We start from the raw sequence: 13,312 nt of genomic DNA on the forward strand, positions 1-13,312 counted from the left end.
CGTGCATGGCGGCTGCCAGCAACCGCAAACTGATGGGTCAGGCGGCAGGCCGTGCCGATTGCAGCCCGCCCAGCTCGACGATGAACTCGATCACCTCCTGTAGACCCTTGCCGCGCGACAGATCGGTGAAGCCGAATGGCCGCTTGCCGCGCATGCGGGCGGCGTCCGCCTGCATGACGTCGAGGTTGACGTTCACATAGGGCGCCAGATCGCTCTTGTTGATGACGAGGAAGTCTGAGCGGGTGATGGCCGGGCCGCCCTTGCGCGGTATCTCCTCGCCCTGGCAAACGGAAATGACATAGAGGGTCAGATCGGCAAGGTCCGGCGAGAAGGTGGCGGCGAGATTGTCGCCGCCGGATTCGATGAAGACGATGTCGAGGTCGGGGAATTTGCGGTGCAGCTCGGCGATCGCCCGCAGGTTGATCGAGGCGTCCTCGCGGATGGCCGTATGCGGACAGCCGCCGGTCTCCACGCCGACGATGCGCTCCTCCGGCAGCGCCTGCAGGCGCGCCAGCATCATGGCGTCTTCCTTGGTGTAGATGTCGTTGGTGACGACGGCGATCGAGAACCTGTCGCGCAGCGCCTTGCAGAGCTTTTCGGTGAGCGTCGTCTTGCCGGAACCGACGGGACCGCCGATGCCGATGCGCAGGGGACCATTGGCTTGGCTCATGCCGGAAACTCCGTGATGGCGAGGATTGCGAAGCCCAGCCCGATCAACAGGCAGAGCGGCGAGTAGAGGCGCTGGTCGAGCCGTGCGAAAGGCTGCTCCGGCGTCAGCCCGCGCCACCAGGGCGTGAAGCCGGCGATGCCTCGCCCGAAGAAGACGATGCCGAAGAGCAGCGCGGTAGCGGCAAGGCCCTGCCTGGGAAAGGGCGAGGCGAAGACGCCTTCAAGGGCCAGCGGCCATAGTGTCGCAAGCGCCAGGCACGCGGCGACGGCAAAGCTCGCGACGGGCGAGGGCATGTCGTCGACGCCGCGAAAGCCTACGACGGCGCGGGCGCAGGATTTCGCGTCCTCTCCCGGCCAGATGCCGCCTATGCCCCAATAGACATGCAGCGTGGTGATCAGGAGCAGGATGAGGGAGAGGACAAAGGCAAGAATGATCATGAGCGGAACAGACGCGAATATTGGGTTTCGTGCTTCATCGCGGCAATGTCGGATATCAAGGCCGAGCCGCCGAGATCATCGAGGGTGGAGTTCGCGGCGCGAGCAGCTGTCGCGAGCGCCAACGGTTCGAAGCCGGCCAACAAAGCGGTGGCATCGACCTGTCCTACAACGCCGAGCCGGATAGCGGCCTGCACGAGATTGGAGAAGAAGGCCTGCAGGAAGGCCGACAGCCCGTCCGCCGAGCCGATGCCATGGCTGCCAGCGATCGCGCCGACGGCGACGCAATAGGGGCAATCCGCAGGCAGGCGCTGCAGCGCATGACAGGGCCAGGCAGAGGCGGCTTTCTGGAAGGCGGCGCCCTGGAGCATGGTCTCCACGTGACGCTGCTGCGACCCGGCAAGCGCCTCGGCAAGTGCGGCGACTTCCGCGATATCGCCGCCGTCACGCGCGCGCCGCCAGCTTTCGGCAAAGAGCACCGCATCGTTCCAGCCCGAGCCCATCTCGACCAGCGTCTCCAGCCACTCGGCGAGATCCCCGCGATCGGCGACAAGTCCGTCATGCACGGCCCTTTCGAGGCCATGACTGTAGGAGAAGCCGCCGACCGGAAAGGACGGCGACAGCCAGGCCATCAGCCGCAGCAGTGCGGCACCGGACGGTTGGTCAGTCATGGTGATGGTGGTGATCGTGGTCGTGGTCATGATGGCCATGCGCGTGATGATGATCGTGATGGTCGTGGCCGTGATGATCATGCGCATGGCCATGGTCGTGGCCATGTCCGGAATAGGCGCCGCGCACGGGACTGAACGGTTCCAGCACCTCGCTGACCACGGCGCCGAGCCCTTCCAGCATCGCCTTGATGACATGGTCGCGCAGGATGAGGATACGGTCCGCCTCGATTGCCGCCGCGAGGTGGCGGTTGCCGATATGCCAGGCAAGCTCGGTGAGATGCACGGTGTCGCGGGCCCGGATGTCGTAGACCTCTTCGGGCGCGGCGACGATCTTGAGCTGGCGGCCGTCCTCCAGCACCAGCCGGTCGCCATTGCCGAGCGCCACCGGCTCGGGCAGATCGACCAACACTCTGTCGCCGCCGGCGGTTTCGATGGCGCGGCGGCGCAAATGCCGTTCGTCATGCGTCAAGATAGCCTTGTCGAAAGGTGTCGCCGCTCCGCCCTCGCCGGCCGGGAGCACCGAGACGGCGCGCGGAAATTTGGTGAAATCGGTGTTGATGTTGAGCTTCATTTGATGGCTCCGCCATTGGCTTGCGCCCGCGCGCGGGCGGGTCGCGACAGCACGCGATCGAAATAGGCGTTGACGCGATCTGAGTCGACCGAGAACCGGCCGGCGCGCGCCCAACCACCCATATCGCCGAGCAGAACGTCGACGGCGGAAAAGCGGTCGCCGAGCGCGAAGGGCTTGTCGCCGAGCCGGCGGTGCAGCGCCTTGACTTCCGAAGCGAAATCATGGGCGGCGGCAGGGCCGACATCGACGCGCAGCTCCTTGGGCAGGATGAAGCGGTGGCGCAGTTTGTTCCACAGCGGCGCTTCGAACTCGCTCTGCGCGAAATGCATCCAGGAATCCAACTCGGCGCGGCCGGCGAGCCCGGGATCGGCGCCCATTCCCTTATCGGCATGCTTGTGCGCCAGATAGACGCAGATCGCCGCCGAATCAGTGATCGTCAGCTCGCCGTCGATCAGGATCGGCACCTTGCCGGAAGGGTTCAGCGCATAGGTCTCGGGCGAGCGCAGCTTCACCTCTACGAACTCATAGGATTGCCCGAGCTCCTCGAGCATCCAGAGCACGCGGCTGACCCGGGAACCTCGTGATCCGACGGCCTTGTACATGGTTGGAATCCTGCCTCTTCCCGGAGCCTAGACCATCCAAGCCATCAACCCAATGGCGATCAGGCGATGAGGTCGAAGAGCCGCAGGACGAATGAAATGCGGTAGCGCTAAAACAGAAAATACCGTTGCGCCATCGGCAGCACGGTCGCCGGCTCGCAGGTCAAGAGCTCGCCGTCGGCGCGCACCTCATAGGTTTCCGGGTCGACCTCGACGTGCGGCGTGGCGTCGTTGAGCACCATCGAATGCTTGCCGATGCCGCCGCGCGTGTTCTCGACCGCGACCATCGCCTTCTCTACGCCAAGCCTGCCCTGCAAGCCGGCATCAAAAGCCGCCTTGGAGACGAAGGTGACCGCGGAGTTGGTCAGCGCCTTGCCGTAGGCGCCGAACATCGGCCGGTAGTGCATCGGCTGCGGCGTCGGGATCGATGCGTTGGGATCGCCGATCGGGGCGGCGGCGATTGTGCCGCCTACCAGCACCATCTCCGGCTTGACGCCGAAGAAGGCCGGGTTCCACAGCACGAGATCAGCGCGTTTCCCGGCCGTCACGGAGCCGATCTCCTTCGACAGGCCATGCGCGATGGCCGGATTGATGGTGTATTTGGCGATATAGCGGCGGACCCGGAAATTGTCGTTGTCGCCCGTCTCCTCAGCCAGCGCGCCGCGCTGGCGCTTCATCTTGTCGGCGGTCTGCCAGCAGCGGATTGCGACTTCGCCGACGCGGCCCATGGCCTGGCTGTCGGAGGAGATGATCGAGAAGGCGCCGATGTCGTGCAGGATGTCCTCGGCCGCGATCGTCTCCTTGCGGATGCGGCTTTCGGCAAAGGCGATGTCCTCCGGGATCGACGGCGACAAATGGTGGCAAACCATCAGCATGTCGAGATGCTCGGCCAGGGTGTTGACCGTGTAAGGCCGCGTCGGGTTGGTCGATGACGGGATGACGTTGGGCAGGCCGCAGACCTTGATGATATCGGGCGCATGGCCGCCGCCGGCGCCCTCGGTATGGAAGGCGTGAATGGTGCGGCCCTTGATCGCGGCAACCGTGTTCTCGACAAACCCGGACTCATTCAGCGTGTCGGTGTGGATCATCACCTGCACGTCGTAGTCGTCGGCGACCGAAAGGCAGCAGTCGATGGCGGCCGGCGTCGTGCCCCAATCCTCATGCAGCTTCAGCGAGCAGGCGCCGGCGAGCACCATTTCCTCCAGCGCCGCCGGCCGTGACGCATTGCCCTTGCCGGACAGTCCGATATTCATCGGGAAAGCGTCGAAAGACTGTATCATGCGCGCCATGTGCCAGGGGCCGGGCGTGCAGGTGGTGGCCAAGGTGCCATGCGCCGGACCGGTGCCGCCGCCGAGCATCGTGGTGATGCCGCTCATCAGCGCTTCCTCGATCTGCTGCGGGCAGATGAAGTGGATATGCGCGTCGAAGCCGCCGGCCGTCAGGATTTTGCCCTCGCCGGCGATGATCTCGGTGCCCGGACCGATGATGATGGTGACGCCATCCTGGGTGTCCGGATTGCCTGCCTTGCCGATCGCGGCGATGCGACCGTCCTTCAGGCCGATATCGGCCTTGACGATCCCGGCGAGCGCGTCGACGACCAGGGCGTTGGTGATGACGGTGTCGACGGCACCGCCCGCCCTGGAAACCTGGCTCTGGCCCATGCCGTCGCGGATGACCTTGCCGCCGCCGAATTTCACTTCCTCGCCATGGACGGTGAAATCCTTCTCGACCTCGATGAAGAGCTGAGTGTCGGCAAGCCGCACCTTGTCGCCGACCGTGGGGCCGTACATCTGCGCATAGGCGGCACGGGAAATTCTTGCCATCAGCGATTGCTCCCAAAAGCGAGTTTGTGTGGGCGCGGAGCGCACATTGTCGCCATCCAATGGTCATGCAATGACCCGCTCGACGACACCTTCCGATCCCATTTGGCGGTTGAGGTGACCGAGTCAGCCCAAAACGACCGTTTTCCAAACCGAGGGAAGGAATATCCATGCGAAAGACGATACTTTTCGCGGCCGCCGCCAGCTTGATGATGGCGGGTGCGGCCGGCGCGCAGCAGCAGCCCGCGCCGCAGCCGAGCCCGGGGCCTGCGGCACCTGCTGCCGCCGCGCCCAAGGCGCCGACGATCGAGAGCGTCAGCATCGTCGATATTACGGAACTGCCAAAGGACACGCAGACGCAGGTCAATCAGATCGTCGCCCAACGCGGCGACGCCGGCCTGCAGACCCTGCGCAAATCGATCGACGCGACACCCAAGGTGAAGTCCGCGCTCGAAGCCAAGGGAATGAGCTCGGCGCAGGTGATCGCCGCCAGCCTGCAACCCAATGGCGCGCTGACGCTGATCACCAAGAAGGCGAGCTGACGACCAATGCTGGCGGGCCGGTTGCAGGCCCGTCAGCATCATCGCAAACGGAACCTCCCGCCGACAGGACTCGTTTCGCCTTTTTCGCCCCGCCACAAGTTCAACCAGGAGCGAGCGATGGCGAGCGCCCCGTGCCCCGGAACAGGATTTCCAGCCCTTGTCTTTCCAGCCCTTGTGGTGGCCATGCTTCTCGTGGTCGCCGCCCCAGCGTTTCCCGCGCAGCCTGCGGACGGCAAGCCGCCACTGGACAGCACCAAGCCGGGTGCGACGATCGTCGATTCCGACGTGCGGCAGGAGGAGGCGCTGTCGAAGACAGAGGCCGGCAAGGTCATCACCGCCATCGACCGCACGCGCGACAATATTGGCACCGTGCGCAAGACGACCAAGCTGGATACCGTCGATATCGTTTTCCTGACGGATGCCGCGCGCAGCGAAGGCGGGCCGCCGCCTGCGATCGAGAACAAGGTGAAGCAGCATCAGGAAGACGTCGCGGAGCTGCGGCAGGAGATCGAAGCGAACGCCCTGCTCTTCAACGCCATCGATTCGCGGCGCGTGCAGGCCGAGGACGTGCTTGCCGTCGAGTTCGACAATCCCGGGAAGGTCGTCATCTACGCGGCCGCCAAGCCGCCGAAGTGATTTGAGCGCGCCGCCACGCCTCACAGCTTGCCCATCACCTTCTGTTGAAATCCATAGACCTCGCGCTTGCCGCCGAGCGGCACCAGCGTGACGTCACGTTCCTGGCCCGGCTCGAAGCGCATGGCCGTGCCGGCGGCGATGTCGAGCCGCATGCCGCGGGCGCGTTCGCGGTCGAATTTCAGGCCCTCATTGGTCTCGAAGAAATGATAGTGGCTGCCGACCTGGATCGGACGGTCGCCGCTGTTGGCGACCTTGAGCGTCACCGTCGGCAGGCCCTTGTTCAACTCGATGTCGCCCTTTGCCGTGATGATTTCGCCGGGGATCATCGCGGCCTCACAGCACGCCGAAGGCAAGGCCAGCGCCGACCGTCGCGCAGGCGGCGCCGGCAAGACGCGCCAGGGCGCGGAAGCGGAGCCCAAGTCCGAGCGCGGCCGCGATGCCGATGCCATGAAGAAGCGCCGTCGCCATGGCGAAACCCGCCATACATTCGAGGCCGCCGGCATTTTCCGGCACTTCAGTGCCATGCGCATGGCCGTGGAAGAGTGCGAACAGGCCGATGATGGCCACACCCGCCGAGACCGGCAGGTCGACCGCCAGCGCCACAAGCAACCCGAGGGCAACGACCGAAGCGAGGATACCAGGCTCGACGAAAGGCACCGGCACCTGCAGTATGCCGAGTGCTGCGCCCGCCACCATCACGCCGACAAAGGCGAGCGGCCATGCCCACACCGCCTTGCTGCCTTTCATCGCCGCCCACAGGCCGACCGCGATCATGACCGTCATATGGTCGAGGCCCGACAGCGGATGCATGAAGCCCGCCGTGAAGGACGAGGTCGTGCCGACGCCGACATGGGCGTAAGCCGGCATCGCCGCCGCCAGGAAGAGGATCGCGGCAAGCGCGGTGCGTTTCGTCGAAGCGGAGATCATGGGCGGGTCCTTTTCGAATTGCCGACTCAGGCGGCCTTGCGGGGGCCGCAGCCCCCGGCCTTGAGCACGCGTTTGGTCGAGGCCGGGTATTTCTTCAACTTTGCCGCCGGCCGGATCGGCCGCGGCGCGAAATTGCCGCCGCAGTTCGGGCAGACGCCGCCGAGAACATCTTGCGCACAATCGGCGCAGAAGGTGCATTCGAAGGTGCAGATCAGCGCATCCGCCGCCTCCGGCGGCAGATCCTTGTCGCAGCATTCGCAATTGGGTCTGAGTTCCAGCATCGGATCCTCCTCACCGGATCGGTTCGTGCACGGTCACCAGCTTGGTGCCGTCGGGAAATGTCGCCTCGACCTGGACGTCGTGGATCATCTCGGCAATGCCGTCCATGACCTGGGCCCGCGTGACGACATGGGCGCCGGCCTCCATCAGCTCGGCCACCGAGCGGCCGTCGCGGGCGCCCTCGACGACGAAATCGGTGATCAGCGCGATCGCCTCGGGGTGGTTGAGCTTGACGCCGCGTTCCATTCGCTTGCGCGCCACGATCGCCGCCATGGCGATCAGCAGCTTGTCCTTTTCACGCGGCGTCAGGTTCATGCGTCTTCTCGGTACTCAAGATCAAAGTAGTCGAAGGTCAAAGTGACCATAATTTGGGCAGGCCAGCCCGTCCGTTGAGCAGCTCGACGAGCGGAACCAGCCGCTTGCGGAGCTGGTAGCCGTCGCCGGCGGTGAGCCTCGCAAGAAGCTTGCCAGATTGCCCGACGCTCCAGAAACTGGCGCCACCCTGATCACCGATGATCGCGCGGGCAGGCTCCAGCATGGATTCCGCACGCGGGGAGACGAGAAGCATCGTTGCAATTGCAAGCGCGCCACTGGCCACGGCCTGGCGCTGGAGCCCGGCCGCGATATCCGGGCCGATGCGAAAGTCCTCGGCATGGATGAGCCTGCCACCCTGGCGAACCCGCCAGCGGTCATGGAAATTGCCCAGGACCGTCCGTTCGCCCATCGCAAGCCGGCCGAATAGCATCGCCTCCAGGAGCAGCGCCTCGGCCCCGACCGCCAGCTCGACATGCAGCGCGCGGGCAAAGGCCGCGCGGTTGAAAACGATGGTTTCCTGCGGCAGCCAGGCAATGCGGCCGCCGGCGCCAACCGTGAGGCTGACCTTCGTCTCGGCCCGGTCGAATGCGGCGCGATAGATCTTCTCGCAGGCCTGGGTGGTGATCGATGCCGAGGCGCCCTCGCCGACCTCGATCTCCCAGCCAAGCCGGTCGCCGCCGGTCAGCCCACCGGCCGTGTTGATCAGCACGGCCTCGAGCGGGTCGCCTTGCACCGCCGGCATGCGAATCTTCGCCGATCCGTCCTGATAGAGACGTTGAAGGCGGGTCCTGCCGCCGCTCTTGCCGCAGAAAAGCCTGCCTCGCCCGGCAACACGTTGCGCGGCAGGCAGAGAAATCAGGATATCGTCGATCGTGTCCACGGCGCCAACGTTAAGCACTCCACCGGCTTTGTCGATATATAGCTTGTTGCTTGACATCGTTTCGGTTTCTATAGAGGGAGCCACCTTGGAGCGGTCACACGGATTCCTGGCGAGGTAAGGGGCGACGACGTTTATGAATCCGGGGACACAGGGGCGCTGATCAGTTGGCGTCGGAAAACGACAGGGGAAGGAACCGAATGGCTGACCAGCTGACGACCGAAATCATCGAAAAGATCAAAGCGCATGCCGAACCTGGCGGCGAAGAAATCACGCCGAGCACGGATCTCAACACGCTGGGGATCCATTCGCTGGAATTGACCGAGATCATCTTCGATCTCGAGGAGAAGTACGGCATCGAGATCGAGATGAACACGGTCGACGCCTGGAGCAACCTCAAGAACGTCGGCGACATGGTCGAGGCGGTTCGCGAACTGATCGCGAAAAAAGCCTGACTGCATGCTCAAGCGCGTCGTCATCACCGGCATTGGCGGAATATGCGGGCTCGGCACCGATGTGCCGGCGATCTGGGACGCCATGCGCGCCGGCCGATCGGCAATCGGCCCGATCGACAATCCTTCGCTGCATGACCTGAAGGTCAAGGTCGGCTCCGAAATCAAGGCGTTGCCCGATCACGGCATCGACCGCAAGCAGGTGGTGTCGATGGACCGCTTCAGCCTGCTGGCGGTGATCGCGGCGCGCGAAGCGATGCGGCAGTCCGGACTGGTCGCGCATACCGACAACACCTATCGGATGGGTGCCGTTGTCGGCGTCGGCGTCGCCGGCTTCGAAACGATCGAGGAGAATTACCGCGCGATCCTGATCGAGGGGCGCAACCGCGCCGCTATCTTCACCGTGCCGAAGGTTATGCCAGGCGCGGCCGCCGGTCAGGTCAGCATGAGTCTCGGCCTGCGCGGACCCGTGTTCGGCGTCACTTCGGCCTGCGCGTCGGCCAATCATGCCATCGCCTCGGCCGTCGACCAGATTCGGCTCGGCCGCGCCGACGTCATGGTCGCCGGCGGCACCGAGGCGCCGCTGGTCTGGGGCGTGCTCAAGGGCTGGGAGGCGCTGCGCGTGCTCTCGCCCGACACCTGCCGGCCGTTTTCTGCCGACCGCCAGGGCCTGTCGCTCGGCGAAGGCGCCGGCATGGCGGTGCTGGAAAGCTACGACCACGCAATGGCGCGCGGCGCCACCATCCTTGCCGAGATCGCCGGCGCGGGCCTCTCGGCCGACGCTTCCGACATCGTCGCGCCGACCGTCGAGGGACCGGAAGCGGCGATGCGCTTCTGCCTGGTGGATGCAGGGCTCAATCCCGAGGACGTCGACTATCTCAACGCGCATGGCACCGGCACCAAGGCCAACGATCAGATCGAGACCGCGGCGATCAAGCGCGTCTTCGGCGAGCATGTGAGCGCACTCTCGGTCTCCTCGACCAAGTCGATGCATGCGCATTGCCTTGGCGCCTCGGGCGGGCTGGAGATGATCGCCTGCGTCATGGCGATCCGCGACGGCATCGTGCCGCCGACTGCCAATTTCCGCGAGCCGGACCCCGAATGCGATCTCGACGTGACGCCGAATGTGGCGCGCGAGCGCAAGGTGCGCGCGGCGCTGAGCAACAGTTTTGCCTTCGGCGGCACCAATGCCGTGCTGGCCTTCAAGGCGATCTGAGACGGGCGATCTGAGACGGGCGACCCGGCACGGGCTTTCGCCGGCGCCGGACGCGTTCTCATCCTTGCGGGTGCTTTGGTTGACTGACCGTGCACGGCAGGTCGATTGGCGGCCATATTGATCCCAGAGGGCCGGGGTCCTAAGTCTTGCCCACCCGCCACGCGCGCCGCCACGCTCCCATCCGCATCCGGAGCCCCGATGACCGACCTGTCCGCCTTTCCGATCGCCAAGCGCTGGCCGGCCAAGCATCCCGATCGCCTGCAGCTCTATTCATGGCCGACGCCCAACGGCGTGAAGATTTCGATCGCGCTGGAGGAGATCGGCTTGCCTTATGAGCCGCATCCGGTCGACATCGGCAAGAACGAGAGCTGGACGCCGGAATTCCTGTCGCTCAATCCGAACGGCAAGATACCGGCGATCATCGATCCGAACGGGCCCGGCGGTAAGCCGATCGGGCTTTTCGAATCCGGCGCCATCCTGCTCTATCTCAGCGACAAGACCGGCAAGCTGATCCCGGCCGATCACATCCGGCGCTACGAGACGATCCAGTGGGTGTTCTTCCAGATGGCCGCGATCGGCCCGATCTTCGGACAGGTCGGCTTCTTCAACAAATTCGCCGGGCGCGAAATCGCCGACAAGCGGCCGCTGGAGCGGTATCGCGACGAGTCGCGGCGCCTCATCGGCGTCCTGGAGACGCGGCTCAAGGGCAGGCAATGGATCATGGAAGACGAGTTCACCATCGCCGATGTGGCGACGCTCGGCTGGGTGCGCAACCTGATCGGCTTCTACGAGGCGCGCGATCTGGTCGGCTTCGACGATTTCCCTGGTGTCGCGGCATGGCTGGAGCGCGGCCTCGCGCGGCCCGCCGTGCAGAGGGGCCTGACCATCCCGGCCAGGGGCTGAGTCGCTCTATTTGGGCTTGGCTTTGGCGCCGCCCCGGCCGAGCACCGATGCGGCAAGCCGCGCGGTGGCCACCACCGCGCCGGTCGCCACGCTTGCCACAGTGCGGATCGGCCCCGACCTTGCCGCTGGCTTATGAGGTTTGGCGGCCTTCGCGGGGGCCTTGTGAGCCGTGCCGGGCACGACCTTCTTGGGCGCCGCCTTGCCGAAGCTTGGCTTGGCGTCCTTGGAGCGCTCGGCGGTCGCCGGAGCGGCACCAGCTCTGGATTGATTGGCTCTGCTTCTTGCAGGCGCGGGTTTTCTGGTCTTGGTTGCCATAGGACGGTTCCCTGTTATCGCGCAATTCCGGAAGCCGTGACACACTTTCTTTCCTGGAATCGCGTCAGTGCCGGACAATTCGGGTCATGGAGATAACGACCTGTAAATCTTAAGGTTCCCGCCCAAAACTCGTGAAAATTTAGCAGGTTAACCAATCACCAGGTCGGCCTCCCGGCGGCGCGCCAGCACGCGCTCGATATTGGGCATGTCGTTGGAGGCGATCCAGGCGCGGGCGTCCTCGTCGGACTTGCCATGGCCGCGCCAGCGCTCCATCAGCCGGCGCTCGAGCTCGTTGCGCGGGACATCGACGAAAATGGTGAAATCGAACAGCTCTGCCAGCCGCGACCACGGCTCCTCGTCGAGCAGCAGATAGTTGCCCTCGACCAGGATGAACTTGGTGTCGGCGGAAATGATCTCGGCGGCGGCGCGCGAGAGTTCGATGCTGCGGTCGAAGACCGGAATGGCAATGTCCGGCTCGCCGGAGCGGATCCGCTTCAAAAGCGTCTCGAAGCCGGCAAAATCGAAGGTTTCCGGCGCCCCTTTTCGCGCGCGCAGGCCGCGCCGGTTGAGCACGATGTCGTCATAGTGGAAGCCGTCCATCGGCACGACTTCGGACGTGCCCTCCGGCAGCAATTCATGCAGCCTGCCCGATATGGTCGACTTGCCGGCTCCCGGCGGGCCGGCAATGGCAACGACGAAACGCTTGGCCTTGCCGGCGCGCTTGAAGATGGCGGCAGTGATATGGGCTAAGTCGGACATCAGCGCCTCTTCGCTAGCGACTCCGGCCGCATCTTGGCGGCACTGGGGAGAAATTTCAAACGGTTATAAAGCCGCTGCCGCACGCCCTTGAGATCGGTCGTCATCCTATGGCGGAGCAAGGGCCTCAGGCTGGCACGGAACGGCCGATGCGCAGGAATTCGCCGTCGAACGGTATCTCCTTCGCTGAACCATTCTGGGCAAGGATGCGCAGTCGATCGGTCGCTTGTTCCAGGCCGCTTGGCGGTTCGACGTCGGCTGCCGGAACCGCGCCGATGACATGGCGGAAGGAGACGCTGCGCCCTTCGGCAAGCGCGAAGGCCGTCGCCACGCCCTCATGCTTCAGCCAGTTGTCGCCGAGCGAGGCGGCGTGGCCGACCGCGGCGCGGCCGTCCTCGATGCCGAGCACGCCGACATGGCGGCCGCTCCAGGGCGCATAGTCGCGCCCGCCATTGCTGAACCACAGCATGGTGACCGGCAGCTCGGCCGGGTTCTTCAGCACCAGCACCAGATCCTGCTCGGCGCGGCGGGCGAGCGCCGTCCAGCCCGGCCCGCCATGATCGGCCTCGACCAGGGTGATGAAATCCTCGCGCCGGTCTTCCATGCGGTAGTCGGCGAGATCGGCGGTGCCGCCGGCCGCGAGCGGGAAACGGGCTAGGTCGGTGGCGCGGGCGGGATAGGCCAGGCGAAACCGGCCGCGCGCCGGATCGGGCTCCAGCGGGGTCGCCGGCGTGAGCGCCAGGCGTTTCGGCGAGAAGGCGAGCCGGCCGCCGTCCTGCATCGCCGTCATCGGATGGTGGGCGACGGAAATGGCGCCGGAACCGCCGGAGAAGATGTGTTCCTGGTAGAGGAAGGGATGGTTGTCGCGGAGCGTGAAGAGCTTGTCGATGGAAGCTCCCATCACCTTGCGGCGCAAGCGGAAGACGGCGCGCCAGCCGCCGGCGATGGCACTGCTTTCGACGACATCCCACTCGCTGTTGGCCGTCCAACCGTGGAGGGGAGCCGCTTCGACATCGCTGGTGGAGAACGGCGCGCAGAGGAAGTCGCCGGACAGGCGCACCGTGCCTTCGGGGAGGTTTTCCGGCAAGGTCGCGCGCGGCGAGCCGACCCAGGGCGCGCGGTGCAGCGGTTTTAGGCGGCGGCCATCGGCCTCGATTTCCAGGGCGGCGATGTGGCCGACGGCGAGATCGAGCGAAACCGAGATGCCTTTTGCGTTGATGCTGAGGGTGTCCATTGCCAAACCTCGAATCTTTGGTGACAACAAAGCCTGACCGGCGGCAGCGGCGCAAGCAGGGCGATAGGCATTTTGCATCAGGCGAATGCCACCAA

Annotated in this window: 19 protein-coding genes; 5 read left to right on the forward strand and 14 right to left on the reverse strand. The window is 65.3% G+C overall.

All coding sequences use genetic code 11. The annotated features are described in order from the left end of the window. Positions 1 to 37 precede the first annotated feature (37 nt). The 6 genes from ureG to ureC form a co-directional block, all read right to left on the reverse strand. Positions 38 to 670, reverse strand: a complete 633-nt coding sequence (ureG, locus tag CK218_RS06615; protein WP_066999151.1) for an urease accessory protein UreG — start codon at positions 668 to 670, stop codon at positions 38 to 40. After that, positions 667 to 1,107, reverse strand: coding sequence for a DUF3995 domain-containing protein (locus CK218_RS06620; RefSeq protein ID WP_095827247.1), 441 nt, complete (start codon positions 1,105 to 1,107; stop codon positions 667 to 669). The genes ureG and CK218_RS06620 overlap by 4 nt, the downstream gene beginning before the upstream one ends. Then, complete coding sequence (locus CK218_RS06625; protein WP_095827536.1) at positions 1,104 to 1,775, reverse strand: urease accessory protein UreF; 672 nt, start codon at positions 1,773 to 1,775, stop codon at positions 1,104 to 1,106. The genes CK218_RS06620 and CK218_RS06625 overlap by 4 nt, the downstream gene beginning before the upstream one ends. After that, positions 1,768 to 2,346: an urease accessory protein UreE gene (locus CK218_RS06630; RefSeq protein WP_066999146.1), complete on the reverse strand. Its 579-nt coding sequence runs from the start codon at positions 2,344 to 2,346 to the stop codon at positions 1,768 to 1,770. The genes CK218_RS06625 and CK218_RS06630 overlap by 8 nt, the downstream gene beginning before the upstream one ends. Then, complete coding sequence (locus tag CK218_RS06635) at positions 2,343 to 2,948, reverse strand: glutathione S-transferase family protein (protein WP_095827248.1); 606 nt, start codon at positions 2,946 to 2,948, stop codon at positions 2,343 to 2,345. Before CK218_RS06635 ends, CK218_RS06630 begins: the two co-directional genes overlap by 4 nt. Before the next feature lie 107 nt (positions 2,949 to 3,055). After that, on the reverse strand, positions 3,056 to 4,771 hold the full coding sequence (gene ureC / locus CK218_RS06640) for an urease subunit alpha (protein WP_170950338.1): 1,716 nt from the start codon (positions 4,769 to 4,771) through the stop codon (positions 3,056 to 3,058). Positions 4,772 to 4,935: 164 nt separating this feature from the next. Here ureC and CK218_RS06645 point away from each other — a divergent pair, with 164 nt between their 5' ends. Together CK218_RS06645 and CK218_RS06650 are read left to right on the forward strand one after the other, a co-directional pair. Beyond that, on the forward strand, positions 4,936 to 5,307 hold the full coding sequence (locus CK218_RS06645; protein ID WP_066999139.1) for a hypothetical protein: 372 nt from the start codon (positions 4,936 to 4,938) through the stop codon (positions 5,305 to 5,307). Between the two features lie 117 nt (positions 5,308 to 5,424). Then, a complete protein-coding gene (locus CK218_RS06650) occupies positions 5,425 to 5,943 on the forward strand; it encodes a hypothetical protein (RefSeq protein ID WP_245299678.1) in 519 nt (172 codons plus the stop codon). A 20-nt stretch (positions 5,944 to 5,963) separates the two neighbouring features. Here the strand turns inward: CK218_RS06650 and CK218_RS06655 are convergent, their stop codons facing one another. From CK218_RS06655 to CK218_RS06675, 5 genes are read right to left on the reverse strand one after another with little or no spacing between them, the layout of a single operon-like run. Continuing rightward, positions 5,964 to 6,269: an urease subunit beta gene (locus CK218_RS06655; RefSeq protein WP_095825540.1), complete on the reverse strand. Its 306-nt coding sequence runs from the start codon at positions 6,267 to 6,269 to the stop codon at positions 5,964 to 5,966. A gap of 7 nt (positions 6,270 to 6,276) precedes the next feature. Continuing rightward, the gene (locus CK218_RS06660; protein ID WP_095827250.1) at positions 6,277 to 6,870 is read right to left on the reverse strand and encodes a HupE/UreJ family protein; all 594 of its coding nucleotides are present in this window, start codon (positions 6,868 to 6,870) and stop codon (positions 6,277 to 6,279) included. Between the two features lie 26 nt (positions 6,871 to 6,896). Then, complete coding sequence (locus CK218_RS06665) at positions 6,897 to 7,151, reverse strand: DUF1272 domain-containing protein (RefSeq protein ID WP_066999128.1); 255 nt, start codon at positions 7,149 to 7,151, stop codon at positions 6,897 to 6,899. Between the two features lie 10 nt (positions 7,152 to 7,161). Beyond that, complete coding sequence (locus CK218_RS06670; RefSeq protein WP_066999125.1) at positions 7,162 to 7,464, reverse strand: urease subunit gamma; 303 nt, start codon at positions 7,462 to 7,464, stop codon at positions 7,162 to 7,164. Positions 7,465 to 7,501: 37 nt separating this feature from the next. After that, on the reverse strand, positions 7,502 to 8,344 hold the full coding sequence (locus CK218_RS06675) for an urease accessory protein UreD (RefSeq protein ID WP_179294460.1): 843 nt from the start codon (positions 8,342 to 8,344) through the stop codon (positions 7,502 to 7,504). A gap of 197 nt (positions 8,345 to 8,541) precedes the next feature. Here CK218_RS06675 and CK218_RS06680 point away from each other — a divergent pair, with 197 nt between their 5' ends. The 3 genes from CK218_RS06680 to CK218_RS06690 all read left to right on the forward strand — a co-directional run bounded on the left by CK218_RS06680 (position 8,542) and on the right by CK218_RS06690 (position 10,912). Continuing rightward, a complete protein-coding gene (locus CK218_RS06680; RefSeq protein ID WP_040975089.1) occupies positions 8,542 to 8,796 on the forward strand; it encodes an acyl carrier protein in 255 nt (84 codons plus the stop codon). A gap of 4 nt (positions 8,797 to 8,800) precedes the next feature. Next, complete coding sequence (locus CK218_RS06685; protein ID WP_066999123.1) at positions 8,801 to 10,009, forward strand: beta-ketoacyl-[acyl-carrier-protein] synthase family protein; 1,209 nt, start codon at positions 8,801 to 8,803, stop codon at positions 10,007 to 10,009. A gap of 198 nt (positions 10,010 to 10,207) precedes the next feature. Then, positions 10,208 to 10,912 (forward strand): glutathione S-transferase N-terminal domain-containing protein, encoded by a 705-nt coding sequence (locus CK218_RS06690; RefSeq protein ID WP_095827252.1) that lies wholly within the window; start codon positions 10,208 to 10,210, stop codon positions 10,910 to 10,912. A gap of 6 nt (positions 10,913 to 10,918) precedes the next feature. On the opposite strand, the gene CK218_RS06695 is transcribed toward CK218_RS06690, so the two are convergent. From CK218_RS06695 to CK218_RS06705, 3 genes are all read right to left on the reverse strand, one after another. Then, a complete protein-coding gene (locus tag CK218_RS06695) occupies positions 10,919 to 11,227 on the reverse strand; it encodes a hypothetical protein (RefSeq protein ID WP_067323952.1) in 309 nt (102 codons plus the stop codon). A 147-nt stretch (positions 11,228 to 11,374) separates the two neighbouring features. Next, the gene (locus CK218_RS06700; RefSeq protein WP_095782158.1) at positions 11,375 to 11,986 is read right to left on the reverse strand and encodes a nucleoside triphosphate hydrolase; all 612 of its coding nucleotides are present in this window, start codon (positions 11,984 to 11,986) and stop codon (positions 11,375 to 11,377) included. A 124-nt stretch (positions 11,987 to 12,110) separates the two neighbouring features. Further along, the gene (locus tag CK218_RS06705) at positions 12,111 to 13,217 is read right to left on the reverse strand and encodes a hypothetical protein (protein ID WP_095827253.1); all 1,107 of its coding nucleotides are present in this window, start codon (positions 13,215 to 13,217) and stop codon (positions 12,111 to 12,113) included. Between the last annotated feature and the right edge of the window lie 95 nt (positions 13,218 to 13,312).

The sequence above is a fragment of the Mesorhizobium sp. WSM3879 genome (assembly GCF_002294915.1).
Classification (GTDB): Bacteria; Pseudomonadota; Alphaproteobacteria; order Rhizobiales; family Rhizobiaceae; genus Mesorhizobium.

Coding starts and splice junctions, on each gene's coding strand:
- CK218_RS06695 (WP_067323952.1), bottom strand. CDS start 11,227: ATGGCAACCAAGACCAGAAAACCCGCGCCTGCAAGAAGCAGAGCCAAT.
- CK218_RS06705 (WP_095827253.1), bottom strand. CDS start 13,217: ATGGACACCCTCAGCATCAACGCAAAAGGCATCTCGGTTTCGCTCGAT.
- CK218_RS06635 (WP_095827248.1), bottom strand. CDS start 2,948: ATGTACAAGGCCGTCGGATCACGAGGTTCCCGGGTCAGCCGCGTGCTC.
- CK218_RS06670 (WP_066999125.1), bottom strand. CDS start 7,464: ATGAACCTGACGCCGCGTGAAAAGGACAAGCTGCTGATCGCCATGGCG.
- CK218_RS06665 (WP_066999128.1), bottom strand. CDS start 7,151: ATGCTGGAACTCAGACCCAATTGCGAATGCTGCGACAAGGATCTGCCG.
- CK218_RS06655 (WP_095825540.1), bottom strand. CDS start 6,269: ATGATCCCCGGCGAAATCATCACGGCAAAGGGCGACATCGAGTTGAAC.
- CK218_RS06700 (WP_095782158.1), bottom strand. CDS start 11,986: ATGTCCGACTTAGCCCATATCACTGCCGCCATCTTCAAGCGCGCCGGC.
- CK218_RS06685 (WP_066999123.1), top strand. CDS start 8,801: ATGCTCAAGCGCGTCGTCATCACCGGCATTGGCGGAATATGCGGGCTC.
- CK218_RS06645 (WP_066999139.1), top strand. CDS start 4,936: ATGCGAAAGACGATACTTTTCGCGGCCGCCGCCAGCTTGATGATGGCG.
- CK218_RS06690 (WP_095827252.1), top strand. CDS start 10,208: ATGACCGACCTGTCCGCCTTTCCGATCGCCAAGCGCTGGCCGGCCAAG.
- CK218_RS06625 (WP_095827536.1), bottom strand. CDS start 1,775: ATGACTGACCAACCGTCCGGTGCCGCACTGCTGCGGCTGATGGCCTGG.
- CK218_RS06680 (WP_040975089.1), top strand. CDS start 8,542: ATGGCTGACCAGCTGACGACCGAAATCATCGAAAAGATCAAAGCGCAT.
- CK218_RS06660 (WP_095827250.1), bottom strand. CDS start 6,870: ATGATCTCCGCTTCGACGAAACGCACCGCGCTTGCCGCGATCCTCTTC.
- CK218_RS06620 (WP_095827247.1), bottom strand. CDS start 1,107: ATGATCATTCTTGCCTTTGTCCTCTCCCTCATCCTGCTCCTGATCACC.
- ureG (WP_066999151.1), bottom strand. CDS start 670: ATGAGCCAAGCCAATGGTCCCCTGCGCATCGGCATCGGCGGTCCCGTC.
- CK218_RS06630 (WP_066999146.1), bottom strand. CDS start 2,346: ATGAAGCTCAACATCAACACCGATTTCACCAAATTTCCGCGCGCCGTC.
- CK218_RS06650 (WP_245299678.1), top strand. CDS start 5,425: ATGGCGAGCGCCCCGTGCCCCGGAACAGGATTTCCAGCCCTTGTCTTT.